At 69.8% G+C, this 23,903-nt stretch carries 20 protein-coding genes; 5 read left to right on the top strand and 15 right to left on the bottom strand.

All coding sequences use genetic code 11. The features are described from left to right. Positions 1-42: 42 nt before the first annotated feature. From AVAK2825_RS11100 to AVAK2825_RS11140, 9 genes are all read right to left on the bottom strand, one after another. The gene (locus AVAK2825_RS11100) at positions 43-2,364 is read right to left on the bottom strand and encodes a TonB-dependent receptor (protein ID WP_284397981.1); all 2,322 of its coding nucleotides are present in this window, start codon (positions 2,362-2,364) and stop codon (positions 43-45) included. A gap of 211 nt (positions 2,365-2,575) precedes the next feature. Beyond that, positions 2,576-3,517, bottom strand: a complete 942-nt coding sequence (locus AVAK2825_RS11105; RefSeq protein ID WP_284397983.1) for an MBL fold metallo-hydrolase — start codon at positions 3,515-3,517, stop codon at positions 2,576-2,578. Between the two features lie 35 nt (positions 3,518-3,552). Beyond that, positions 3,553-3,942: a D-ribose pyranase gene (rbsD, locus tag AVAK2825_RS11110; protein WP_284397989.1), complete on the bottom strand. Its 390-nt coding sequence runs from the start codon at positions 3,940-3,942 to the stop codon at positions 3,553-3,555. Continuing rightward, complete coding sequence (rbsK, locus tag AVAK2825_RS11115) at positions 3,939-4,889, bottom strand: ribokinase (protein ID WP_284397993.1); 951 nt, start codon at positions 4,887-4,889, stop codon at positions 3,939-3,941. Before rbsK ends, rbsD begins: the two co-directional genes overlap by 4 nt. A 70-nt stretch (positions 4,890-4,959) precedes the next feature. Continuing rightward, positions 4,960-5,970 (bottom strand): LacI family DNA-binding transcriptional regulator, encoded by a 1,011-nt coding sequence (locus AVAK2825_RS11120; protein ID WP_284397996.1) that lies wholly within the window; start codon positions 5,968-5,970, stop codon positions 4,960-4,962. Between the two features lie 35 nt (positions 5,971-6,005). Beyond that, positions 6,006-7,010: an ABC transporter permease gene (locus tag AVAK2825_RS11125; RefSeq protein ID WP_284398001.1), complete on the bottom strand. Its 1,005-nt coding sequence runs from the start codon at positions 7,008-7,010 to the stop codon at positions 6,006-6,008. Next, positions 7,007-8,608, bottom strand: coding sequence for a sugar ABC transporter ATP-binding protein (locus AVAK2825_RS11130; protein ID WP_284398387.1), 1,602 nt, complete (start codon positions 8,606-8,608; stop codon positions 7,007-7,009). The genes AVAK2825_RS11125 and AVAK2825_RS11130 overlap by 4 nt, the downstream gene beginning before the upstream one ends. A gap of 111 nt (positions 8,609-8,719) precedes the next feature. Further along, the gene (locus tag AVAK2825_RS11135; protein WP_284398004.1) at positions 8,720-9,673 is read right to left on the bottom strand and encodes a sugar ABC transporter substrate-binding protein; all 954 of its coding nucleotides are present in this window, start codon (positions 9,671-9,673) and stop codon (positions 8,720-8,722) included. A gap of 420 nt (positions 9,674-10,093) precedes the next feature. After that, on the bottom strand, positions 10,094-11,773 hold the full coding sequence (locus AVAK2825_RS11140) for an AMP-binding protein (protein WP_284398007.1): 1,680 nt from the start codon (positions 11,771-11,773) through the stop codon (positions 10,094-10,096). Between the two features lie 134 nt (positions 11,774-11,907). Here AVAK2825_RS11140 and AVAK2825_RS11145 point away from each other — a divergent pair, with 134 nt between their 5' ends. Beyond that, positions 11,908-12,831: an esterase/lipase family protein gene (locus AVAK2825_RS11145; protein WP_284398010.1), complete on the top strand. Its 924-nt coding sequence runs from the start codon at positions 11,908-11,910 to the stop codon at positions 12,829-12,831. Between the two features lie 24 nt (positions 12,832-12,855). On the opposite strand, the gene AVAK2825_RS11150 is transcribed toward AVAK2825_RS11145, so the two are convergent. The 6 genes from AVAK2825_RS11150 to AVAK2825_RS11175 all read right to left on the bottom strand — a co-directional run bounded on the left by AVAK2825_RS11150 (position 12,856) and on the right by AVAK2825_RS11175 (position 19,758). After that, on the bottom strand, positions 12,856-14,415 hold the full coding sequence (locus tag AVAK2825_RS11150) for a hypothetical protein (protein WP_284398012.1): 1,560 nt from the start codon (positions 14,413-14,415) through the stop codon (positions 12,856-12,858). 170 nt (positions 14,416-14,585) lie between these two features. Further along, positions 14,586-15,425, bottom strand: a complete 840-nt coding sequence (gene phhA / locus AVAK2825_RS11155) for a phenylalanine 4-monooxygenase (RefSeq protein ID WP_284398014.1) — start codon at positions 15,423-15,425, stop codon at positions 14,586-14,588. A gap of 62 nt (positions 15,426-15,487) precedes the next feature. Beyond that, entirely contained in the window at positions 15,488-16,417 is a 930-nt protein-coding gene (locus AVAK2825_RS11160; protein WP_284398391.1) for a Bug family tripartite tricarboxylate transporter substrate binding protein, read from the bottom strand. 127 nt (positions 16,418-16,544) lie between these two features. Continuing rightward, positions 16,545-17,681 carry a 4-hydroxyphenylpyruvate dioxygenase gene (gene hppD / locus AVAK2825_RS11165; RefSeq protein ID WP_284398018.1) on the bottom strand — a complete coding sequence of 379 codons (1,137 nt, stop codon included), beginning with the start codon at positions 17,679-17,681 and terminating at the stop codon, positions 16,545-16,547. Positions 17,682-17,827: 146 nt separating this feature from the next. Further along, a complete protein-coding gene (locus AVAK2825_RS11170) occupies positions 17,828-18,805 on the bottom strand; it encodes a lipase secretion chaperone (protein WP_284398020.1) in 978 nt (325 codons plus the stop codon). Positions 18,806-18,816: 11 nt separating this feature from the next. Next, the gene (locus tag AVAK2825_RS11175) at positions 18,817-19,758 is read right to left on the bottom strand and encodes a lipase family alpha/beta hydrolase (protein ID WP_272565202.1); all 942 of its coding nucleotides are present in this window, start codon (positions 19,756-19,758) and stop codon (positions 18,817-18,819) included. 172 nt (positions 19,759-19,930) lie between these two features. Between AVAK2825_RS11175 and AVAK2825_RS11180 the strand changes: the two genes are divergently transcribed. From AVAK2825_RS11180 to lnt, 4 genes are all read left to right on the top strand, one after another. Beyond that, positions 19,931-20,413: an Lrp/AsnC family transcriptional regulator gene (locus AVAK2825_RS11180; RefSeq protein ID WP_092745358.1), complete on the top strand. Its 483-nt coding sequence runs from the start codon at positions 19,931-19,933 to the stop codon at positions 20,411-20,413. 145 nt (positions 20,414-20,558) lie between these two features. After that, positions 20,559-21,284: a GNAT family N-acetyltransferase gene (locus tag AVAK2825_RS11185; RefSeq protein WP_284398033.1), complete on the top strand. Its 726-nt coding sequence runs from the start codon at positions 20,559-20,561 to the stop codon at positions 21,282-21,284. Between the two features lie 90 nt (positions 21,285-21,374). Beyond that, the gene (locus AVAK2825_RS11190; RefSeq protein ID WP_272565200.1) at positions 21,375-22,256 is read left to right on the top strand and encodes a CorC family transporter; all 882 of its coding nucleotides are present in this window, start codon (positions 21,375-21,377) and stop codon (positions 22,254-22,256) included. Continuing rightward, complete coding sequence (gene lnt, locus AVAK2825_RS11195) at positions 22,256-23,872, top strand: apolipoprotein N-acyltransferase (protein ID WP_284398036.1); 1,617 nt, start codon at positions 22,256-22,258, stop codon at positions 23,870-23,872. Before AVAK2825_RS11190 ends, lnt begins: the two co-directional genes overlap by 1 nt. The last annotated feature ends 31 nt before the right edge of the window (positions 23,873-23,903 follow it).

The following is a 23,903-nucleotide window of genomic DNA, read 5'->3' on the forward strand; positions in this document are numbered from 1 at the left end:
CGGCATTGGATCAGACCCGGGGCGCCGTTGCCAGCGCGCCGATCAGAACTCGTAGTCGAGCGTGACGCGCACCGCCCGCCCGTCGCCCTTGTACAGGAACGAACCCGAGCGGTACACCGCCGTGTAGTAGTCCTTGTCGCCGGCGTTGAGCACGTTGATGCGGATGTCGGCGTGCTTGTTCAGGCGGTACGAAGCGAACAGGTCGTACACGGTGAACGAGGGCACGGGCTGCGCGCAGGTGCCGTTGGTGTAGCTCGCGCCGGTGTCGGGCTGGCCGCCGCAGCGGTCGCTTTCGTGCCGTGCCGTGGCGCCCACGGACAGCGCGGGCGTCAGCTGGTACTTGCCCTGCACCGAGAACGAGCGGTCGGCGAAGTTCGACAGCGGCAGGCCCACGTTGGCCGCCGTGGCCGACTTGAGCACCTTGGACTTCATGAACGCCACGCCGGCCTGCACCGTGAACTGGGAGGTCACGTTGCCCACCAGGCCGAATTCGACGCCGCGCACGCGGTTCTTGCCGGTGTTGAAGGTGCCCAGCGAGTCGTAGTTGGCGCCCTCCATCACGTCGGACTTGGTGGTCTGGAACGCCGCGGCCGTGAACAGCAGCTTGTTGTCCAGCAGGTTCCACTTGGTGCCGATTTCCAGATTGCGCGAGGTCTCGGGCTTGGCACCGGCAGCGCTGCCGTTATAGACCACCAGGCCGCCGTAGCCGCTGCTGGTGCCGGTGTCGGATTCGCCGCCGTTGATGTCCTGGGCCGAGCCGTAGCTGGCGTACACGATGCCCATGGGGTTGATCTTGTACGACACGCCCAGGTGGCCGTTGAGCAGGGTATCGGTATAGGTGTAGTTGCCCGTCTGCGCGGCCGTGGTGGCGTTGCGCGTGACGAGGCTGAAGTCGGTGTAGTCGGCACGCACGCCGCCGAACACCGTCCACTTGTCGGTCAGGTCCACCGTGTCCATGGCGCTGAGCGCGAAGCTCTTGACCTGCCAGTCGTTGGCCCAGGGTGTCTGGGCGATCTGCCGGCCCATGATGGAGTTCAGGCCCGGCGTGACGGCGCCCGTGGGGCCCGATAGGCAATAGGCCGTGTTGGCGCCGGTGCCCGCCTGCGTGCGGCAATTGAATGCGCCGGTGTTGGTGACGGCGTAGTTGCCGCGCGTCACCTGGTGGTCCGTGTATTCGAGGCCGAAGATGAGTTCGTTCTTCTTGCCGGCGATCTCGGTGTCCCAGCGCAGGTTGGTCTGGTGGGCGAAGTACTTCACTTCCTGCCAGCCATTGTGCGTGCTCAGCGAGGCGCTGGTGAACGGCGTGCCGTTGCTGTAGCGCGTGCCGCCCGAGGCGCCGGTGACCACGTAGCCGTTGTCGGACGTGCCGTAGCGCGTCAGGCTGGTGAGGGTCTTGTCGGGCGCGATGCGCCACTTGACGCGTGCCGTCAGGGCGTCCACGTCGGAGTTCAGGAAGTCCTGGTTCTGCGCGTACACGGGCACACCGGTGGCGGGCACGCGGTTGGGCACCGTGCCGAGCAGGTAGCTGCCCAGGTCGGGGTACTTGTCCCTGGCGCGCAGGCCGTAGTAGTCCAGCGTGACCGACAGGTTGGCATTGGCTTCCCACAGGCCCGACAGCGCCAGGCCCTCGCGGCGGCGCTTGGACGGGTCGCGGTCCGGCACGCCTTCGGTGCTGTAGAGCGCGTTGGCGCGCAGCGCGAACTGGTCCGAGAAGCCCTTGTTGGCATCCAGCGTGGCGCGGCGGTAGCCGTCGCTGCCCGCGCCCACGGAGACGCGCGAGAAGTCGTAGTCCAGCGTGGCCTGCTTGGTGATGGCGTTGATCGCGCCACCGGCCGAGCCGCGGCCGGCAAAGGTCGAGTTCGGGCCCTTGGTGATTTCGAGCTGCTCGATGGCGAAGCTCTCGCGGGTCGTCATGCCGGGGTCGCGCAGGCCGTCCACGAACACGTCGCTGCGGGCTTCCTGGCCGCGGATGATGTAGCGGTCGCCGAAGGCGTTGCCGTTCTCGCCCGTGCCCAGGGTGATGCCGGGCTGGGCCGCGAGGATCTGCTTGAGGTCGGTGAAGCCGGAGTCGTCGATCGCGGCCTTGGTCACCACCGAGATGGTCTGGGGCGTTTCCGCCAGGGGCCGCGTGTGGCGCACGTCGGCCGAGGTCTTGGCCTTGTAGGGCGCGCCCACTTCGGCGTTGGGGTTGGGATCGATGGCCTGGTCCTGCACCGTCACGGTCGGCAGGACGGTGGCGTCCTGCGGCGGTGCGGTCTGGGCCATGGCGGCCCAGGGTAGCAGCACGGCGGTGGAGAGGCTGGCGGCAACGCCCTCGGCCAGGCGGAGGCTGCGGGGTTTCTTGACGGGGTTGGAGTGTTTCATTTTGTTGTCAGAACCAAAAACAGCCGCGATTATTGATACGAATCACTCTCGTTAAGGTGTTGTCTGACAGAGGCACGGCGTGGAATCTGACAATTTGTAAGATTTCCGCCACAAATTCCGCACGGGAGGTGCGCCGGGCGAGAGGTGGGAGGTAAAAGCGGCCCCGGCACAGGCGTGCCGAGCCAGCAAGGCCGGGGCCGCGCCTTCTGCCCTACCGGTTGTGGATCTGCGTGCCCTGGAGGGCGGCGGCACCCGAGCGCACGAGGTCCTGCACCGTGCCCTCCAGCCAGGCCTGCAGCGGCTGGTCGGCGAAGTAGCGCGCGTGCAGCAGCGCGAAGTAGGGCGTCGCGGCGGCCCAGGCCCAGAGCCGCTGCGCCTCGGCCTGCTGCCACTCCAGCAGTTTGTATTTGACGAGCACCTTGGCGGCGTAGCGCGCGTGCTTTTCGGGCGCCTGCACGAAGCCGTCCAGCCGCCGGCGGGCGGTGTCCAGCGCCGGGGCGAGGCCGGTGAAGACGCGGCCGTGCCCGGGAACGAGGGTGCGCGGCGCCAGCGACTCGATCAGGTCGAACGTGGCCGCCACGTCGGCGAAGGCGCTGTCGCCCTCCAGCTCGGGAAAGACCACGCCGAAGCCGTTCTCCCACAGCGCGTCGGCTGAGATCAGCACGGCGTCGACCGGCTCGAACAGCACGATCGAATGCGGGTCGTGCCCGGGGGCCGCATGCACCTGCCAGGCCCGGTCGCCGAGCATCACTTCAGTGCCCGGCTGCAGCACGCCGTCCATGCGAAACGGCGGACAGTCCTGCCCCGTGGGCGTGTAGCTCAGGGCGTTGGCGTCCCACTGGCGCACATGGGCCGCCTGGCCCGGGGGGATGAAGGTGCCGAGGGCGGGCCAGGCCGCCTGCAGCGCGGCGTTGCCGCCGCAGTGGTCGCTGTGCAGGTGGGTGTTGAGCACGCGGTCCAGCGCGCGGCCCTGCAGTGCACCCTGCAGCAGCGCGACGGTCTGCGCGGCATGGGTGCAGTAGCCGGTGTCCACCACCGCCGTGTGCCCGGCGCCGATGAACACGATGTTGTTGGCCGACAGCCAGCCGCGCTCCAGCACGGTCATGCCGGGGGGCAGGGGCGCGGGGCCGGAGGGCGTCGAAAGGGGGGGCATGGCGGTGGCTTTCATGGCGCGCCGCCCCGGGCCGTCTAGAACGTCACGCCGGCGATGAGTATGACATTCGCATAGGGCGTGCATTCGCCGGTGCGCACCATCACCCGCGCCTGCTGGCACAGCCGTTTGAATTCCTCGTGCGGCACGGTCTCGGGCGCCACGGGCAGCAGGCACCAGTCCGGCAACTGGCCTTCGGCGCGTTCGACGGCTTCGGTAGCGACGATGGCGCGTTCCACCTGTAGTTCGGAGAGGACGGCGCACAGCACCTCGTCCACGGCGGGTATGCCGGCCATGACGGCCAGGTCGATGCGGCGCGGCCCGGGGGGAATGGGCAGGCCGGCGTCCCCGATGACCAGCATGTCGCCGTGGCCCATGCAGGCGATGGCATGCGAGAGTTCGGCGTGCAGCAAAGCGCGGCGTTTCATAGCAATCTCCAGTCGGGTGGGCGGGGGCTGGCGGCGACGGCGTCGCGCGTGGGGATGGAGGGCTGGGCGCCGGGCCGGGTCACGCACAGCGCCGCGGCACGGATGCCGCCCTGCACGGCGGGGTCGAGCGCCTCGCCCCGTCCGAGCGCGACGGCGAGCGCCCCCAGGAAGGTGTCTCCGGCGGCGGTGGTGTCCACGGCCTGCACGGCCATGCCGGGGTGGTGGCGGCAGCCATAGGCATCGGCCGCCACGGCGCCGGCGGCGCCGAGCGTGACCACGACGCGCGCCGGGCCGCGCGCGCGCAGCCGCCGGGCGGCGTGCGCCGCCTCGTCCGGGGTCTGGACGGCACCACCCACCAGGGCGGCGGCCTCGACCTCGTTCACGACCAGCGTGTCCACCAGCGGCCACAGCGCATCGGGCAGGGGCTGCATGGGCGAGGGGTTCAGCACCACGCGGCAACTGGCGGCGTGCGCCTGGGCGGCCGCGGCCAGCACCTGGGGCAGCGGCACTTCGAACTGGGCGACCAGGCAGGCTGCTCCCTGCACCGCGGGTGCCAGGGTGGCGGGGTCCAGCACGAACTGCAGGTTGGCCCCGGCGGCCACGACGATGCGGTTTTGCGCCGCGTCGTCCACCACGATGGCGGCCAGACCGGTCGGGGCGCTGTCGTCGGTCTGCACACCCGAGTGGTCGATGCCGTCGGCGTCGAGCGCTGCCCGCAGCGCCTGGCCGTTGCCGTCGGCGCCCACGCGCCCGAACAGGTGCACGTCCGCGCCCAGGCGGGCGCACGCCACGGCCTGGTTGCCGCCCTTGCCGCCGGGAATGTGGTTCAGCGAGTGCGCCATGACGGTTTCGCCGGCGCCGGGCGCCTGGGGCACGCGCAGCACCAGGTCCATGTTGAGGCTGCCGACGACGGCGATGCGGGGGCGGGAAGGAGGGGTGGCGTTCATGCGCGGGAGAAAAGGGACGAAGAGAAGCAGAAAGAAGGGGCGGACGGAAGGGAAAGAAGCCGGGCTGGGGTCAGGAAAAAAGATACCGGGCCGTGGAGGCCCGCACGCGCAGTTCGGGTTGCAGCAGCATTTGGCGCGGCTCCTGCCGCTTGCCGTCGATGCGTTCGAGCAGCATGTCCACCGCCAGCCTGCCGATGCGCAGCTTGGGCTGGGCGACGGTGGTGAGCGGCGGGCTGGTGAAGGCGGCCAGTTCGATGTCGTCGAAGCCGACGACCGACAGGGCATCGGGAATGCGCAGCTGCCGCTCGTTCGCGGCGCACAACGCGCCCATGGCCATGAGGTCGTTGCACACGAAGACGGCGCTCGGTGCGGAAGGAGCACGGAACAGCGCCTGCATGGCCTCGTAGCCGCTCTGGCTGGTGAAGTTGCCGTGCGACAGCATGCCCTCGGAGGAAGCACCGGCCTCGGCCAGCGCCTCGCGCCAGCCCGCGATGCGCTGCTCGCTGGGCGCCAGCCCCTGCGGCCCGCCGATGCAGGCGATGCGGCGGTGCCCCAGGTCCAGCAGGTGGCGGGTGGCCAGCCGCCCGCCCTGGGCATGCGCGGTTTCCACCAGGTCGCAGGGCGGTTGGGGCACCTCGATCTCGCGGTCCACGAGCACGGTGGGGATCGACAGGTTTTCCAACTGCCGCGCCAGCGTGGCGTCGTGCCCGGTCGAGACCACGATCAGCCCGTCGATGCGCCGCTCGGCCAGCACCTGCAGGTAGGAGGCCTGGCGCTGCGCCTCGTCGTTGGTGTTGCACAGGATGAGGTTGTAGCCCGCGCCGAAGCAGCGGTCCTCCACGCTGTGCACCACCTCGGCGAAGTACGGGTTGGAGCTGTTGGGGATCAGCATGCCCAGGGTGCGCGTGTGGTTGCGCTTGAGGCTGCGCGCGATGGCGCTGGGCACGTAGCCCAGTTCGCGGATCGCGGCCTCCACGCGCGCGCGGCCCTCGGCGCTCACGTGGCGCGTGCCGTTGACCACGTGCGACACGGTGGTCACCGACACTTCGGCACGGCGGGCGACGTCCTTGATGGTGGCCATGGGATCAGGGGTGCAGGTGCGGGGCGGCCCGGGGATTAAACGGCTGCCCGGCGCTGGCGCACGGTATCGACGATCACGGCGGCCACGATCACGCAGCCGGTGATGATGCGCTTGCTCGGCTCGCTCGCGCCGATCTGCGCCAGGCCCGCCTCCAGCACCGCGATGATGAGCACGCCGAACGCGGTGGTGATGACCGAGCCGCGCCCGCCCATCAGGCTGGTGCCGCCGATCACCACGGCGGCGATCACCTGCAGTTCCATGCCGGTGCCGGCATTGGGGTCGGCCGCCTCCAGGCGCGCGGACTGCATCAGCCCCGCCAGCCCGGCCAGCAGGCCGGTGAGCGCGAACACCGCGATGCGGATGGGGCGCGGGTCCACGCCCGCCAGGCGCATGGCCTCTTCGTTGGTGCCGATGCCCACCAGGCACCGGCCGAACACCGTGCGCGACAGCACCAGCTGCGCCACCACCACCAGCACGAGGGCCAGCACGAACGCCACCGAGACGCCGCCCGCCACGGGCGCCGACAGCCACGAGATCGCGTCGCCCACGTACTGCGTGCGCGAATCGGTCACCACGTAGGCGCCGCCGCGCACCGCCTCCAGCATGCCCAGCGAGACGATGAACGAGGGCAGGCGCCAGGCCACCGATACCGCACCGGTCACCGTGCCGCAGATCAGGCCGGTGGCCAGCGCCAGCGCGGCCGCGGCCGGCACGCTCCATTTCCACTGCAGGATGGCGGCGGCCGACGTGGCCGCCGACAGCGCCATCACCGATCCCACCGACAGGTCGATGCCCGCGATGATGAGCACGAACGTCATGCCCACGGCCATCACGGCCAGCGCCGGGATCTCGTTGGCGATGGTGACGAAGGTCTCGCGGCTCCAGAAGTACTCGGACATCCACGAAAACAGCACGACCATGCCGACCAGCACGGCCGCCAGCCCCAGGAAGGTGCCCAGTTGCGTGCGCCAGACGGAGGCGGATGTGGCGGCGGAAGAAGAAAGGGCGGCGGCCTGGGGCGCCGGTGCGGGGGTGTTCATGCGGAAAGGGGTTTGGGGGCGGCCGTGCGGCCACCGGGTTCGGAAAAAGCGGCCGCGAGCAGGGACTGTTCGGTCCACTGGCCGCGTTCGAACACGGCCACCAGGCGCCCGGCGCTCATCACGCCGATGCGGTCGGCCATGGCCATCAGTTCGCGCAGGTCGGACGACACCATGCACAGCGCGCGCCCGGCATCCGCCATGCGGTCGAGTTCGGCATACAGGTCGGCGCGCGCGCCCACGTCCACGCCGCGCGTGGGCTCGTCCAGCAGCAGCACGCGGCCGTCGCGGTGCAGCCAGCGGGCGAACACCACCTTCTGCTGGTTGCCCCCCGACAGCTGGCCCACGGGCTGCTCGGGACCGCGGCAGCGCACGCCCAGCGTGCGGATGAAGCCCTGCACCACGCTGCTTTCGTGCGCCCGGCGCAGCCAGCCCAGGCGCGAGACGGCCGACAGGTCGGACAGCGTGGCGTTCACGCGGATCGGCTGCGTGAGCAGCAGGCCCTGCGACTTGCGGTCCTCCGCCACCAGCCCGATGCCCGCCGCGATGGCCTGCATCGGCGAGGCGAAGCCGCGCGGAATGCGGCGTTCGCGCGGCTCGTGGGAATCGTTTGCTATTGAATTTGTAGCGGTATGCCCTAGTACCGATTGTGCTGGAGGCCGATTTGGATCATGTCCTTCGGACAGCACCACCGTGCCCCGGTCCGCCCGGTCGGCGCCGAACAGCAGGCGCAGCAGCTCGGTGCGGCCCGAGCCCACCAGGCCGGCGATGCCGAAGACCTCGCCCGCGCGCAGCTCCAGGTTCACGTCCTGCACCGCCGTGCCCCGGCCCAGGCCCTCGGTGCGCAGCACCACCGGGCCGGCCTGGCGGCGTGGGCGGTGTTCCAGATCGCTCACCGCGCGGCCCACCATGCGCTGCACCAGATCGGCCTCGCTCAGTCCGGCCATGGGGCGGGCGTCCACCAGCGCGCCGTCGCGCAGCACGGCCACGCGGTCGGCGATGCGGCGCAGCTCCTCCAGCCGGTGCGACACATAGACGATCGCCACCCCGCGCGCCGTGAGCCGCGCGATCTGCTCGAACAGGTAGTTGGTCTCCCGCGGCGTGAGCATGGCGGTGGGCTCGTCCAGCACCAGCACGCGCGTGTCGTCGTGCAGGTTGCGGGCGATCTCCACCATCTGCTGCTGCCCCAGCCCCAGGCGCGCGACCGGCGTGGCCGGGTCGATGTCGGTCAGGCCGATCTTGGCCAGCTGCGTGCGGGCGGCCGCATGCAGCGCGCCGCGGCGCAGCCAGCCCGCGCGGTGCGGCAGGCGGCCCATCAGCAGGTTCTCGGCCACGGTGAGCGTGGGAATCAGGCCCAGCTCCTGCATGACCATGCGCACGCCCTGGCCCTCGGCGTCGCGGCGCGAGGCGGGCGCATAGGGGTGGCCCGCGAGCCGCATGCTGCCGCGCGAGGCCGGCTCCAGCCCGCACAGGATCTTGGACAGCGTGCTCTTGCCCGCGCCGTTCTCCCCGGTGAGGGCCAGCACCTCGCCCGCATGCAGCGACAGCGTCACCGTGTGGAGCACCGTGGTGGCGTGGTAGTCCTTGCCCACGCCGATCATCTCCAGCAGGGGGGCGGACGCGGGCGCGGCGGCGGGCGGCAAAGGGGGCACGGGGTCGGTCCTCAGGTCAAAGGCGGCAGGCGAGGAGGTCGGCAGGCGCTGCGGGCGCGCTTACTTACTGTCCTTGGTGACCAGCACCACCTCGGTCTTGACCTCGGCCGGCAACTGGGCCTGCGGCGTCTTGGCGGCCAGGGCTTTCTGCACCAGTTCGATGCCGAACACGGCCTGCTTGGCGGCGTACTGGTCGGCCGTGGCGAGCACGCGGCCATCGGCCAGCATGGGCTTGATCGCGTTGATGTTGTCGTAGCCCACCACCTGCACCTTGCCGGCCTTGCCGGCGGCCTTCACCGCGGCCACCGCGCCCAGCGCCATGCTGTCGTTGCCGGCCAGCAGCGCCACCAGGTCGGGGTGCTCGCGCAGCATGCCGGCAGCGACCGTGTTGCCCTTCTCGATCTCCCACTGGCCGGACTGCACGCCCACCACCTTGATGTTGGCGGCCTTCATCGCGTCCTGGAAGCCCAGCGTGCGCTGCTGTGCGTTGAACGTGGTCGACACGCCTTCGATGATGCCGACCTTGTCGCCCGCCTTGATCGATTTGGCCAGGTAGTCGCCCACCAGCTTGGCGCCTGCGCGGTTGTCGGGGCCGACGAAGGGCACGGTCAGGTTCTTTTCCTTGAGCGCATCGGTGTCCAGGCGGTTGTCGATGTTCACCACCAGGATGCCCTTGTCCACCGCCGCCTTGACGGCCGGGACCAGCGCCTTGGAATCGGCCGGCGCCAGCACGATGGCGTTGACCTTCTGCGCCACGGCCTGCTCGATCATCTTGATCTGCGCGGCAGTGTCCGTCTCGTTTTTGATGCCGTTGGCCACCAGCGTGTATTCGCTGGCATGCGCCTTCTGGTGCGCCTTGGCGCCGTCTTCCATGGTGCGGAAGAACTCGTTGGCCAGCGATTTCATCACCAGCGCGATCTTGGGCTTGTCCTGCGCGAACGCGGGCGAGGCCAGCAGGCCCCCCAGCACGGCGAGGGCGGCGGCGGTTTGAACGGAGCGGCGGGTGAAGGGCATGGTGTCTCCTGGAAAGGGCGTTGTCGGGATACGGAATGCGCCGGTTGCGGACCCGATGGGGCTGTCGAAAGAGCCTCGATCGCCGTCCGGAAAAACCGCCGCGGACCGCCATGGTAGCGAAAGCAAACGTTTGCGCAAACGTTTGCGCGTGGGATTATCCCTGAGCCCAGGGGGCGGTGGTGCTTGGGAAGGGGGGCCGGCGGGCGGCTGCGGCCGGAAAAGAAACGGGGTGCGCGCACAGGGGCGCGGGCCGGCTGACGGAGGGCGAACGGGTGTTTGCCTGCCTGGGAGAGACCGGTAGCAGGACCCGGGCGGGCTGAAATCAGCGGATGCAGCTGTTACTTCTGCGTGCCACCCCGGCCGGGCGGCACGTCATCCGCCGCGGGCTGCCACGGCCCGGCGTGCGCCGGCCGGACTCAGTCAGCTGCGCAGTTCCCGGCGCAAGATCTTGCCCACGTTCGTCTTGGGCAGCGCATCGCGGAACTCGATGTGCCGGGGCCGCTTGTAGCCGGTGAGGTGCTCGTGGCAGTAGCGCTCCACGTCTTCCTCCGACAGCGCCGGGTCGCTTTTCACAACGAACACCTTGATCGCCTCGCCCTGTTTTTCGTCCGGCACGCCGATGGCCGCGCATTCCAGCACGCCGGGGCACAGCGAGATCACCTGCTCCAGCTCGTTGGGGAACACATTGAAGCCGCTCACCAGGATCATGTCCTTCTTGCGGTCGATGATGCGGGTGTAGCCGGCCTCGTCCATGATGCCGACGTCGCCCGTGCGCATGAAGCCGTCCGCCGTGAAGGCCTTGGCGTTCTCCTCGGGCTGCTGGTAGTAGCCGGTCATCACGTTGGGGCCGCGGATGCAGATCTCGCCGGACTGGCCGATGGGCAGGCTTTCGCCGGCATCGTCCTTGATGGCGATGTCGATGCCCGGCAGGGGCAGGCCGATGGTGCCGGTGAACTGCGTGTTGTTCACCGGGTTGTTGGTGCCGATGGCGCAGGTCTCGCTCATGCCCCAGCCTTCGATCATGGTGCTGCCCGTCACTTTCTGCCACTGGCGCGCCGTGCCCTCCGACGCGGCCATGCCGCCGGCCTGGGACACGCACAGGTGCGAAAAATCGAGCGCAGCGAACTGCGGGTGGTGCAGCAGCGCGTTGAACAGCGTGTTGACCGCCGGCAGCATGTGGAAGGGCCGCTTCTTCAGCACCGCGACGAATTTCGGAATGTCGCGCGGGTTGGGGATCAGCGTGAGGTGCGAGCCCTGGCGGATCGCCAGCAGGCACAGCGTGAGCGCGAAGATGTGGTACAGCGGCAGCGCCGCGATGCTGTTGGCATGGCGCACGTCTCCCACTTTGGACAGCGCGGGCGTGAACCACGCCTCGGCCTGCAGCGTGGCGGCCACGATGTTGCGGTGCGTGAGCACCGCGCCCTTCGACAGCCCCGTGGTGCCCCCGGTGTACTGCAGGAAGGCGGTCGAATCCAGCGTGGCGTGGCTGGGCGCCAGCGTGCGCCGCTCGCCCAGGGCCAACGCCTTGTTGAACGGCACCACCTGGCGGCCGTTGGTGAGCGGAATCTCGTAGGCCGGCACCATCTTGGCCAGGTGGCGCACGGCGAACGTGATCCAGCGCCCGAAGGCCGCGCCCAGCAGGTCGCCCATGCTGGCAACGCACACGTGCCGCACGGCGGTGCGGTCGATCACCTCGGCCAGGGTGTGGGCGAAGTTCTCCAGGATCACGATGGCGGTGGCGCCGGAATCCTTGAGCTGGTGCTCCAGCTCCCGTGCGGTGTACAGCGGGTTCACGTTCACGCAGGTGTAGCCGGCGCGCAGCACGCCCACCATGGTCACGCCGAACTGCGGCACGTTGGGCAGCATGATGGCCACGCGCGCGCCGGGCTCCAGTCCCTGGCCCTGCAGCCAGGCGCCGAGCTGGGCCGACAGGCGGTCGAGTTCGCCGTAGGTCATCCACCGGTCCATGCAGACCGAAAAGGGGCGGTCGGCATGCTTGCGGAACGACTCCTCGAACAGGTGCGGCAGCGAGCGGTACTGCTCGGGCTCCACGTTGTGCGGCACCCCCGGAGGGTAGTTTTTCAGCCAGATCCGTTCCATGCGGTCGTCCCTTTCGTGCGCGGGTGGAGGTGGGCACGATTGTGGAAGCGGCTCGCGCCCTGTCCAGGGGGCTTGTCCTATGCCCGTCCCGCAAGTGACATGATGCGGACTCGTTTTTTTCAGGAGCACCGGTCTTGACCAATGCACGATGGCAACGCGGAATGGTGGTGTGCAACCTGCTGCTGGCCGCCGGCTGGCTGGTGTGGCAATGGCCCCACTCGCCCCTGCGGGCGGTGGCGGGCCTGGCCGCGGTGATGCTGCTGCTGCGGCTGTTCATGGGGCTGCAGTTCGTGTGCATGGTCCGCGTGAACCGGCAGGCCAGCCGGGCCGACGGGGTGCCGGTGCCGTCGCTGGCGCAGGTGGTGCGCGCCTGGTCGGCCGAGGCGCGCTGGGCCAGCGTGGTGTTCGGATGGTGGCAGCCGTTTCGCTCCACCGCCGTGCCCGACTGGCTGCCGCCCCCCGTCACCGGCGGCCCGCCGCCCGCGCGCGGCGTGGTGCTGGTGCACGGCTTCATCTGCAACCGCGGGTTCTGGACGCCCTGGATGAAGGTGCTGCGCAGCCGCGGCCACCCGTTCGTGGCGGTGACGATGGAGCCCGCGTTCGGCGCCATCGACGACTATGTGGACACGCTGGACGAGGCGGTGCGCCGGGTCACCGCCGCCACGGGCCGCCCTCCGGTCGTTGTGGGCCACAGCATGGGCGGTCTGGCCGTGCGGGCGTGGCTGCGGGCGCGGCAGGCCGATGCGCGCGTGCACCGCGTGATCACGCTGGGCTCGCCCCACCAGGGCGCGTGGGCGGCGCGGTTCAGCCGGTCCGCCAACGGCCGGCAGATGGTGCCCGGGGGCGAATGGCTGCGGCAGCTGGCGCAGGACGAGCCGCGCGGGCGCGCGGCGCTGTTCACCTGCTTTTATTCCAACTGCGACAACGCGGTGTACCCGGCCGCCACGGCCACCCTGGACGGCGCGGACAACCGCCTTCGCGAGGGCCTGGCGCACGTGCAGATGGCATTCCATCCGCCGGTGGTGCGGGAGTGCCTGGACCTCATCGCGGCCCCGTAGGCCGCAGGGCATTGCCGCCTGCTTCTACGCCGCGGCCGCCGCGGAGCGCCGCGCGTTGAAGTCGTCCGATCCCACGCCCATGTCCTTGCCGTACTGCGGCGACACATAGGCCACGTTGACGCCAGCCAGCAGCCGCTTGAGCTGCTTCACGGCGGCCACGTTGCCGCTGCTGAAATCGTCGGGCAGCGTGAGCCGGTCCTGGTAGGCCAGCTGGAAGGCCCGCTTGTCGTCCGTCGAGCCGTTTTGCGCGGCCTTGAATGCCAGGGCGATTTCCCGCAGCCCCGCATCGGCGGATTCGGGCGTGCCGAAGCCCGCGCGCAGCGCCGCCCGGCCTTCTTCGGTGGAGATGGCCATCACATGGACCGGCACCGGTTTGGCCGTTGGCGCCGGCGCGGCGGGGACCGGGTGCAGCGCCGGCTTGGCGGCAGGGTGCTTTTGCGGGCGGGGCTTGAGGTGCGCCTTGGGCGGTGGAGGCGGGGGCGGCGGTGCGGCGGCGGCCTCGGCTTCGGCCTTGGCGGTGGTTTCGGCCACGGCGGCCGTTTCGGCAGCGGCGGCCGCGTCGGCCGGGGTTTCGGCCGGCGGCTCCGCGGGCGGCATGGTTTGCGGGGCGAACCGTCCCAGGGTGTGGTTCAGGAACTTCTGCAGCGACTGGCCGGTGGTCAGCAGCGACTGGCCGATGTCGGCCAGTTCTTCGCGGATCTCCTGCGACAGCCGCGTCTTGTTCTCCACCATGTGCTGGAGCGCGCCGGACAGCGCATGCAAGGCCGGTGCGGCCTGGGTGGCCAGGCGCTGCACCCGGGCCAGCACCTCCTGGGCTTGGGCGGCGGTCGTGATCTGCACGGTGTTGGCGCTCTCCAGGCCGATGGCCACGGCGGCGTGGGCCACGGACTGGAAGGCCGCCGAGGCCGCCTGCAGCTTGGCCGGCAGCACCGAATACCGCGTTTCCATGGGCGCCTGGGCGGAGGCCGAGCCGCTGGCGGCGCTGCTGCCACTACCGCTGCTCTGGAAGGACGGTCTTTGGGGCAGCACCGAAGGGCGGGGCCCCTGCGGGCGCGGGCTGGCGCCCTGCAGGATGGAGGGGCGCACCTGCGGCAGCACCGACACCCGCGGGGGCCGCTGTGCGGCGGCCTCCGGCCGGGCGGGGTCCTGCGGCGCTGGGGCCGGGGGAAGGACCGAGCTGCCGAACGCCCCTTGCGGCGCGGGCGCATAGGGCGACTGGAAGGTGTTCATCGCCGAGTGCGACTGGTACGCCTGGGGCGGCAGAAAGCTCTGGCGCAGCGGCGACTGGTATTGGGGCGGCAGCTTCGAATGGCGCTGGTAGGTCTCAGGCGGCTCGGTGCCGGGCCGCTGGGGCGACTGGAACTGCGGCGGCAGCAGCGAATGCCGCACTACATGCAGGGGTGCACGCGGCGGCATCGGGGCTGAGGACAGGCGCCGGGCCAGTTCGGGCAGCGTTGGTTCGGCGGAGGGCGGTTGGCGCCTGCGCCGGACGGGCGCGACGGGCGTCAGCAGCCCCGGCGAGGGATCGACGACGATGCCCGGTGCGGGACGCAGCGGTGACGAAATGCCAGAAATGCGCGACATGGATGGATTCCTCGGGGAATCCGCCGCCAATGTGCCTCGCGCTGGGCGCCAGTTGGACCTTGCGGCGGATGACGGAGTCGATCATCCGCCGCCGCACGGGGCCGCCCCTCCCCCGGCGCGAAGCCATGCTGCCGCGTGCGAAGAAGCGGCGGCCGGCCGGGTGCGCGCCGTCAGGCCGGCACGGCCTCGCGCTCGTCGGCCGCGAACTCGGGCTGGCCTTTGAGGCGCTCGTAGATCGGGGCGAAGTCGGCCGCGGTCATGTCGAACAGCTGCTGGAAGCTGTCGATGATGAAGTAGGTCTGCTGGTAGGTGTCGATCTTGTAGCGCGTGCGCATGGTGCGCTCCAGCTGCAGGGGAATGCGCTGCGGCTCGGGGCTGCGCACCGAATGGGCCAGTTCGCCCGAAGAGCTCAGGATGCCGGCGCCATAGGCCCGCAGGCCGTCGTCCTGGCGGATCAGGCCGAACTCGATCGTGTACCAGTACAGGCGCGACAGCAGCTCGCAGGCGCCCAGGCCGTGGGCCTTGAGGCCGCCCTGGCCATAGCGCTGCACGTAGTCGGCGAAGACCGGGTTGAACAGCAGCGGCACATGGCCGAACAGGTCATGGAAGATGTCGGGCTCGACGATGTAGTCGAACTCCTGCGGCGTGCGGATCCAGTCGGTCACCGGGAACTTGCGGTTGGCCAGCAGCGTGAAGAATGGCACCTCGGGGATCAGCCCCGGTACGCCCACCAGTTCCCAGCGCGTGGCCTGGTACAGGCGCTCGTTCACTTCCTCGAAGCGCGGAATGCGGTCGCGCGCGCCGAGCGAGGGCAGGGCCTCGATGAACGCATCGCTCGCCAGGCCCGGCAGCAGGGCCGACTGGCGTTCGTACAGGCGCCGGTAGGTGTCGTGGTCGGCCGCGGTGTAGGCCTCGTAGTCCTGCGCGCAGGTGTAGTCGGCGTTGGCGCGGGCGTAGTCGCCGCGGGGTGGGCGATCGGATTGTCCGTAGACGACGGGGGGCTGTCCCATGCTTGGCTCCTTGGGTTTTGGTATCCATGCCGCAGCCCTGGGCGTCCTGCCCCCGGCCGCGGCTAATCCATCTTGATCTTTGCGGCCTTGATCAGAAAACCGTACTTGCTGTGCTCCGAGCGCACGAACTGACCGAAGCTCTCCAGCGTCAGGTCCTCGGGGTCGAGGCCCATCTTCTTGAAGCGCTCCGTGCTGGCCGGCGACTTCATGCCCGCGCTGAAGGCCATGGCGTAGCGGCGGGCGTCGGCATCGGGCAGCGCGATCGGGGCGAACAGCCCGAACCACGTCACCACGTTGAAGCCCTGCACCTCGTCGTTGATGCTGCGCACGTCGGGCAGGTCGTCGTCCCGGCCCAGCGAGGTCACGCCCAGCGCCTTCAGCTTGCCCGCCTTGATGAGCGGCAGCGACGAAGCCAGGTTGTCGAACACCAGGCTCACTTCCTGGGCCTGCAGTGCCTTGAGCGCCGGTGGCGAACCCTGGAACGGCACGTGCGCCATGCGCGTGTTGGTCAGCGACTTGAACATCTCGGCCGCGATGTGGCCGATGCTGCCGTTGCCGCCCGAGCCGTACTTGAGCTGGTCCGGATGCTTCTTGAGGTATTGCACCAGTTCGGTCGTGCTGCCGATGTTCAGGCTCTTGGCCTGCTCGGCGCTCATCACCAGCACGTTGGGCGTGCGCGCGACGAGGGCGATCGGCTTGAAGTCCTTGATCGGGTCGTACGGAAAGTTCTTGTACAGCCAGGGGTTCACCGCATGCGTGGCCACCGCGCCCATCACCAGCAGGTTGCCGCCGGCCGGGGCTTTCGCCACCAGATCGGCACCGACGTTGCCGCCCGCGCCGGGCTTGTTCTCCACCGCCACGTTGCCCAGCGCCGCCTTGGCGCCTTCGGCAACGATGTGGGCCGAGGCATCGACCGGCCCGCCCGCAGGGTAGGGCACGATGATCTTCAGCGGCGCGGAAGGGGTCTGCGCGTGCGCGGCAAGTCCTGCCATGCACAGCAATGCACCCCCCAGATAGGCACTGGCACTCAATAGCTTCACGGTATCTCCTCCGGTTCTAAGACGTGCCGCAGTATAGAGATGCGTCGCCGTGAAGCTGCATTCGGTTACAGGCGTTGTCTCAGTCGGACTTCAGCACGCCCCGGCGCATCTGGTCGAGCTCGATGCTCTCGAAAAGCGCCTTGAAATTGCCGTTGCCGAAGCCGTCGTCGCCCTTGCGCTGGATGAACTCGAAGAAGATGGGGCCGAGCTGGTTCTCGCTGAAGATCTGCAGCAGCAGCGCGTCCTTCTTGCCGTCCACGAGGATCTTGCGCTTGTGCAGTTCGGCCAGCGGCTCGCCGTGGCCGGGAATCCGCTTGTCCACCAGCTCGTAGTAGGTGTCGATGGTGTCCAGCAGGCGCACCCCGGCGCCGCGCAGCGCGTCCACCGTGGTGTACAGGTCGTCCGAGCCCATGGCGATGTGCTGGATGCCCTCGCCGTTGTACATGTCCAGGTATTCCTGGATCTGGCCGGCCTTTTCCTTGCCCTCTTCGTTGATCGGGATGCGGATCTTGCCGCAGGGGCTGGTCATGGCCTTGCTCTTGACGCCGGTGACCTGGCCTTCGATGTCGAAGTACTTGATCTCGCGGAAGCCGAACAGGCGCTCGTAGAACCCGGCCCATTCGTTCATGCGGCCCCGATGCACGTTGTGCGTCAGGTGATCGATGTAGGTCAGGCCGTGGCCGTGGGGGTTGAGCGCTTCTTCGGCCGACACGCCGGGCAGCGGTTCGAAGTCCACGTCAAAGAAGCCGATGTTGCCGATGTCGCCGGGCTGCGCGCCGCCCTTGCCGCGCCAGCGGTCCACCAGATAGATCAGGCTGTCGCCGATGCCCTTGATGGCGGGAATGTTCAGCTCGCCCGGGCCGGCGGTGCCGGCATAGCCCCAGGCGCCCAGCCCCAGGGCGCGCTCGTAGGCGGCCTTGGCATCGTGCACGCGGAAGGCGATCGCGCAGACGCTGGGGCCGTGCATGCGCGCAAAGCGCTGCGCGAAGCTGTCGGGCTCGGCATTGATGATGAAGTTGATCTCACCCTGGCGGTACAGGGTGACGTTCTTGTGGCGGTGCCGCGCCACGGGCTTGAAGCCCATGCCTTCGAACACCTTGCCCATGGCCTGCGGATCGGGTGCGGCGTATTCGATGAATTCGAAACCGTCGGTGCCCATGGGGTTCTCCCAGGCGGCGGTCTGTTGCGTGGCTTGCTCGGGCAAGGCTGCGTTCATTGGCGTCTCCGTTCGTGGATGGATGTCTGCCATCCACTTTAGGCCGTAGAGACTCAGCATTCGGGCGAAATCGTGCCCCCGGCGGGTCCGTTTTGCAGGAAACCTGCATGAATGGCGGCAATGCCGCAGCCGAAGGTTGCCCGCGGTCAGCGGGCCTGCGTGGGAAGCGCCCGCAGCGCCATGGCGCCCTCCAGGCGCAGTTGCTCCTGCGGGGTGAACAGCTCCGACCGCAGTTGCGCCAGCCGTGCCGAAGAAGACCCCGAGCCCATCGCTGCCTGGTACTGGTCGAGCCGGCCCTGCCATTGCCGGTCCTGCGTGTCCATCTGGGCCAGCCGCTGCGCGGCTTCGGCGCCGTATTGCGCCCTGCGCGCGCTGAAGCGGGCCGTGGCGTCCATGCCCTGCGCGTCGAAGTCCGCGGTCTGCCGGGCCAGGCCCACGTGCGCCACCGCTTCGCTGCGCTGCGCCTGCAACGCGGGGCCGAGGGCGCTTTCGGCCTGCTGCAGGGCCGCGCTTTTCTGGTCGGCCGTGAGCGACGGGTCGCGCTCAATCTCCAGCCGGGACAGCAGGTACTCGTCCATCTGCGCATCCGCGGCGAACAGGGCCTGGTACTCGTCCGGCTCGAAGGCGGCCATGCGCACCTTCTGGCGCGCGGCCAGGGCCTGGCGCAGGGCCTGGGGATCGCGCAGATCGGCGGGCGCCTGCAGCCGCCCCAGCGCCACGCGGTAGTCCACGTAGCGGTGGGCCAGCGCCAATGCGCGGGTGGCGACCTGCGGCGGGAAGAACTGGCCGATCAGGCCCTCCAGCCGTGCCTTGAGAAGGCCGGGCTCCGGCGCTTCGCCCGCCGCGTGCAGCAGGGCTTCCAGCGTGTCGCGCAGGCCGGGTCCCAGCAGCGGGTCGTCGCTGGCGGCGGCCACGGGCGGTGCGGGCGCGTCCCACACCGCCGGCGTGGCCGGACTGCGAGCGCGGGTGCCCGCAGCCATGGCCGAGGCGGTCTCGGCGCCCGGTGTGCGGGGCGCCTGCGCCGCTGGGCCGCCCGCGGTCCACCAGAGCAGGGCGGCGGCCGCGGCGAGGCCGCACCCCGCCAGTGCCGCGCCGGGGATGCGCGTCACTGGCCGGTGCGTCATGGTTCGGCTTGTCACAGGCCCGCTTTCTTGAGGCGGTTGGCCTGGTCCAGGTACAGCGTGACCGGGTCCACCGACAGCCAGTCCCGCAGGCCGAGCAGTTGGTTGATCTCGTCCAGATGGTTCTGACGATAGTCGCCCAGGTGTTTGCCCAGGCGTGCCGAGCAGGCCGACACCAGGCCGTCGTTGGCCTCGTTGAACACCAGCCCGGTCGTGGCGAGCAGGGCGTCGCTGGCATCCAGCACGTTGGTGACCGTGCGCACGCCGGTCCATGAGTAGTAGCGCACGCCGTTGACCAGATCGGCCCCGTCGCCGCAGCCGCTGGTGGGCACGCCCGCGCCGAAGCGCTGGTTGAAGCGCGCCGAACCTTCGGTGGTGAGCGAATCCAGCGCCGCGGTCGGCATCTGCGGCAGGCCGCTGCCGCCCGAAGAAAGGTTGATGAGCGCCACCAGCGCCGAGGCCGCCTGGCTGGCCACCGCCTCGCTCACGCTGCCCTTGGGCGCGACCCCGCGCACCACGTCCGCCACGCGCGAGCCGCGGTTGACGCCGCCCACGGAGGTGACCGACGCCACCCACTGCGGCGCCACCCCGGCGACGTACCGCGCCGTCGGGCCGCCATGCGAATGGCCGATCAGGTGGACCTTCTCGGCGCCCGTGAGCGCCCGGATGTTCTTCACCTGGGCCAGCAACTGCTCGCCACGCACCTCGGTGCTGTTGGCCGCCGATACCTGCGCCACGAACACGCGGGCGCCATCGCGCTGCAGCGCCTGCGGAATGCGGTAGAAGTAATCCACGCCCAGCGCGGAATCGAATCCGAACAGGCCATGTACCAAAACAATGGGGTAGCGGGTCTGCGCGTAGCCGGACTGGGCGCTGGCGCCCTGCAAGCCCTGCAATGCGAACGCGGCCAGGACGAAAGCGAAACCGCGTAGCAGGCGGCTGAATGCAACGAACATGGTTTGTCTCCGGTGGTGGTGTGAAAAACACTCTCTCTTATAAAAAAGAACGACCGTTCTTTTTTTGAGATTTTGCGACGATGCGCCGTCTTCCACATCGGGAAATACGTGCATCCGGCGGCTGTGGAATCCACCTTCGCAGCTGGCCCCAATCTCCGTAGAATCCTGCGCCATGACCGCTGACCACGCACTCGACAAGCTCGACCGCGCCATCTTGCGCTGTTTACAGGTAAATGGACGCGAGACCTACGACGAAATCGGGGAGCGGGTGGGGCTGTCGCCCAGCGCCGTGCTGCGCCGCGCCAAGCGCCTGGAGGACAGTGGCGTGATCGACCGCTACGTGGCGCTGGTCCGGCCCGAGTCGGTGGGCCTGGGCCTCACGGCCTATCTGAACGTGCGCCTCGAAAAGCACACCGAGAGCCACAAGCGCAACCCCATGGACCTGTTCCGCGCCAGCGTGCAGACCTGGCCCGAGGTGGTGGAGTGCGCCGCGCTCACGGGCGAGATGGACTACCTGCTGCGCGTCGTGGTGGCCGACATGGCGCACTACAGCCGCTTCATCATGGACACGCTGCTCAAGCACCCCAGCGTGCAGGATTGCAAGACGAGCTTCGTGCTGGACCGCGTGAAGGCCACCACCGCCGTGCCGGTGTAGCGCGCAGGCGCTCATGAATCCATAGCTGCCCAGGCCCTCGGGCCCATCGGTGGCGTCGTTTCAAGGCAGGGGCCTTCGCCCGCCGCGCCGCAGTGCAACAAAAAGTTTGGTCAGATATAAGGGAAAACCCTAAAATCTCGCCATCATGATCCCCACCCAAGGCTGGCTTCGCGCGTCCCCCGATGCAGGCGGCACTGTGCTGCGCAGCGAAGCGCCCCGTCCGCCGCACCGGCGGGGCAGCTCGCCGGTCATGGTGCCGATCCGCTCGCTCGGCCCCGGGCACCGCGAGCGCATCGCCGCCCACCTGCTGCGGCTGGAGCCTGCGGACCGCTACCTGCGCTTCGGCTACGCCGCCAGCGACGAACAGGTGCAGCGCTATGTGGACCAGCTGGATTTCGTGCGCGACGAGATCTTCGGCATCTACAACCGGCGGCTGGAACTCATCGCCGTCGCCCACCTCGCCTACGCCGATTCGCCAGAGCATCAAAGCTGCGCCGAGTTCGGCGTGTCCGTGCTGGGCCAGGCGCGGTGGCGCGGCTTCGGCGCGCGGCTGTTCGATCGCGCCGTGATGCACGCGCGCAACCAGGGCGTGAGCATGGTGTTCATCCATGCCCTGAGCGAGAACACCGCCATGCTGAAAATCGCGCGCAATGCCGGCGCCACCGTGCGCCGCGACGGCTCGGAGTCCGAGGCCTACCTGCAGCTGCCGCGCGCCGGCCTGGACACCCGCATGGCGCAGATGGTGGTGCACCAGTTCGCCGAGATGGACTACCGCTTCAAGAAGCAGGCCCGCCAGTTCTGGCGGCTCCTGGCCGGGCTGCAGGAAGTGCGGCGCGGCGTGCGCGACGGGCGCCACCAGTCGGCCGAATGACGTCAACGGGCGCCCGGCAGGGCCGCCAGCGCGGCGCTTCCGCTATCCTTGGGGCCTGATCAACCACCGCACGTCCTGCATTCCAAGACCGTGTCCGACCCCCATTCCGCGCGCCCGTCCGAACGAGAGGACAAGCGCACGTTCCTGCAGCGGCTCGTCGAGTTCATCCACCCCGGCCCGGATTCGACCGACGAGCTGATCGCCACCCTGGCGGAAGCCGAAGACAACCAGATCATCAACGCCGATGCCCGCGTGATGCTCGAGCGCGTGCTGCGCATGGCCGAGATGCGGGCCAGCGACGTGATGGTGGCCGCCCCGCGCATGGACCTGATCGACATCGAGGCGCCGTTCGATGCCCTGCTGCACCAGGTGATCGACACCGCGCACTCGCGGTTTCCCGTCTATCAGGGCGAGCGCGAGAACATCATCGGCATCCTGATGGCCAAGGACCTGCTCAAGCTGCAGCGCGCGCCGGAGCTGAACATCCGCGCGCTGTTGCGCCCCGCCGCCTTCGTGCCGGAGAGCAAGGGGCTGAACGACCTGCTGCGCGAGTTCCGCGTGAACCGCATCCACATGGCGGTGGTGATCGACGAGTTCGGCCGTGTGGCCGGATTGGTCACCATCGAGGACGTGCTGGAGCAGATCGTGGGCGAGATCGAGGACGAGTTCGACATCCCCGAGGACGAGGGCGACATCTTCGGCCTGGCCGACCGCACCTACCGCGTGAGCGGCGACACCCCGGTCGAACGGGTGGCCGAGGCGTTCGGCGCGGTGCTCGCGGGCTCCGACCGGACCGAGCCCTTCGACACCATCGGCGGCCTGATCGCGCACGAGATGGGCCGTGCGCCCAAGCGCGGCGAGACGCTCGACCTGGGCGGCCTGCGGTTCGTCGTGCTGCACACCAAAGGCGGCGCGGTGCGCTGGTTCAAGGTGTCGCCGGTTCCCGCCGAAGACGACCGGGCTGCGCACTGATGGGCGCCGCTGGCGCGCGCCGCGGCCCGCTCGGGCCGGTGGCGCTGGCAGGGGGGCTCGCGCTGCTGGCGGGCCTGGCGCAGGCCGCCTCGATCGCCTGGCCCTTCGGCGGCGAGCCGGTGTGGTGGCTGCAACTCCTGTCCCTGGGCGGCTTCGCGTGGCTGCTGCTGGCCAGCCGCAGTGCCCGGCAGGCCGCGGTGCTGGGGTGGCTCTTTGCCACCGCCTGGCTGACGGGCACCTTCTGGTGGCTCTTCATTTCCATGCACACCTACGGCGGGCTGGCCGCGCCGCTGGCCGCGCTCGCGGTGGTGGGGCTGGCGGCGTTTCTGGGCAGCTACTACGCGGTGGCTGCGGGGTGTTTCAAGGCCCTGGGGCAATCAAATCGCCGGCATGCTGCTATCGTTTTCGGAGCATTCTGGCTGCTGGCCGAGTTGGCGCGCGGCCAGTGGTGGACAGGCTTTCCATGGGGCGCCGGCGGCTACGCACACATCGAAGGCCCGCTGGCCGTGCTGGCGCGGTCGGTCGGGGTGTACGGCATCGGCTGCGTCGCGGCCGTGCTGGCCATGCTCTTGGCCCAGGGGCGGCGCAGCGACCTGCGCAGCCTGAAGGCATGGGCCCTGGTGGGGCTGGCCGTGCTGGCCTGGGCCGGGCTGGCGGTGCAGCGCCACTGCGCCGTCGAGCTGTGCCACACGCCGATGCAGCGCCCCGCGCCGCTGTCGCTGGCGCTGCTGCAGGGCAACATTCCCCAGGACGAGAAATTCCAGGCCGGTAGCGGCGTGCCGACCGCCCTGCGCTGGTATGCCGAGCAGCTGCGCAGCGCCCAGGCCGCGCTGGTGGTGGCGCCCGAGACCGCCATCCCGCTGCTGCCGCAGCAACTGGTGCCGGGCTACCTGGATTCGGTCACCGCACGCTACACCCAGGCCCCCGCGGCGGGCCAGGGCGCCGGCCGGCAGGCGGCGCTGCTGGGCATTCCGCTGGGCGACATGGCGCTGGGCTACACCAACTCGGTGATGGGCTTCGCGCCCGGCCAGGCCGCGCCGTACCAGTACGACAAGCACCACCTCGTGCCCTTCGGCGAGTTCATCCCGCCGTTCTTCCGGTGGTTCACCGAGATGATGAACATCCCGCTGGGCGACTTCAACCGGGGCGCCGTGGGGCAGGCACCGTTCCTCTGGGCGGGCGAGCGCATCGCGCCCAACATCTGCTATGAGGATCTGTTCGGCGAAGAACTGGGCGCGCGCTTCACCGACCCCGCCCAGGCGCCGACGATCTTCGTGAACCTGAGCAACATCGGCTGGTTCGGCGATTCGGTGGCCATCGACCAGCATCTGGCCATCAGCCGCATGCGCGCGCTGGAGTTCGAGCGCCCCATGGTGCGGGCCACCAACACCGGGGCCACCGCCATCATCGACCACCGGGGCGTGGTCACGCAGCGCCTGCCGTCGCACGTGCGCGGTGTGCTGACCGGCGAGGTGCTGGGGCGCAGCGGGGCGGTCACGCCCTACGCGTATTGGGTCTCGCGCTGGGGCCTGTGGCCGCTGTGGGCGCTGGGCGCGCTGGTGGCGGGCTGGGCCTGGGTGCGCCGGCGCCGCGCCCGCAGAGCCGCCACCACCTGAAACCCCCGCGCGCCTGGCGCCGACCGAAGGG

The sequence above is a fragment of the Acidovorax sp. SUPP2825 genome, assembly GCF_030158995.1.
Lineage (GTDB): Bacteria > Pseudomonadota > Gammaproteobacteria > Burkholderiales > Burkholderiaceae_C > Paracidovorax.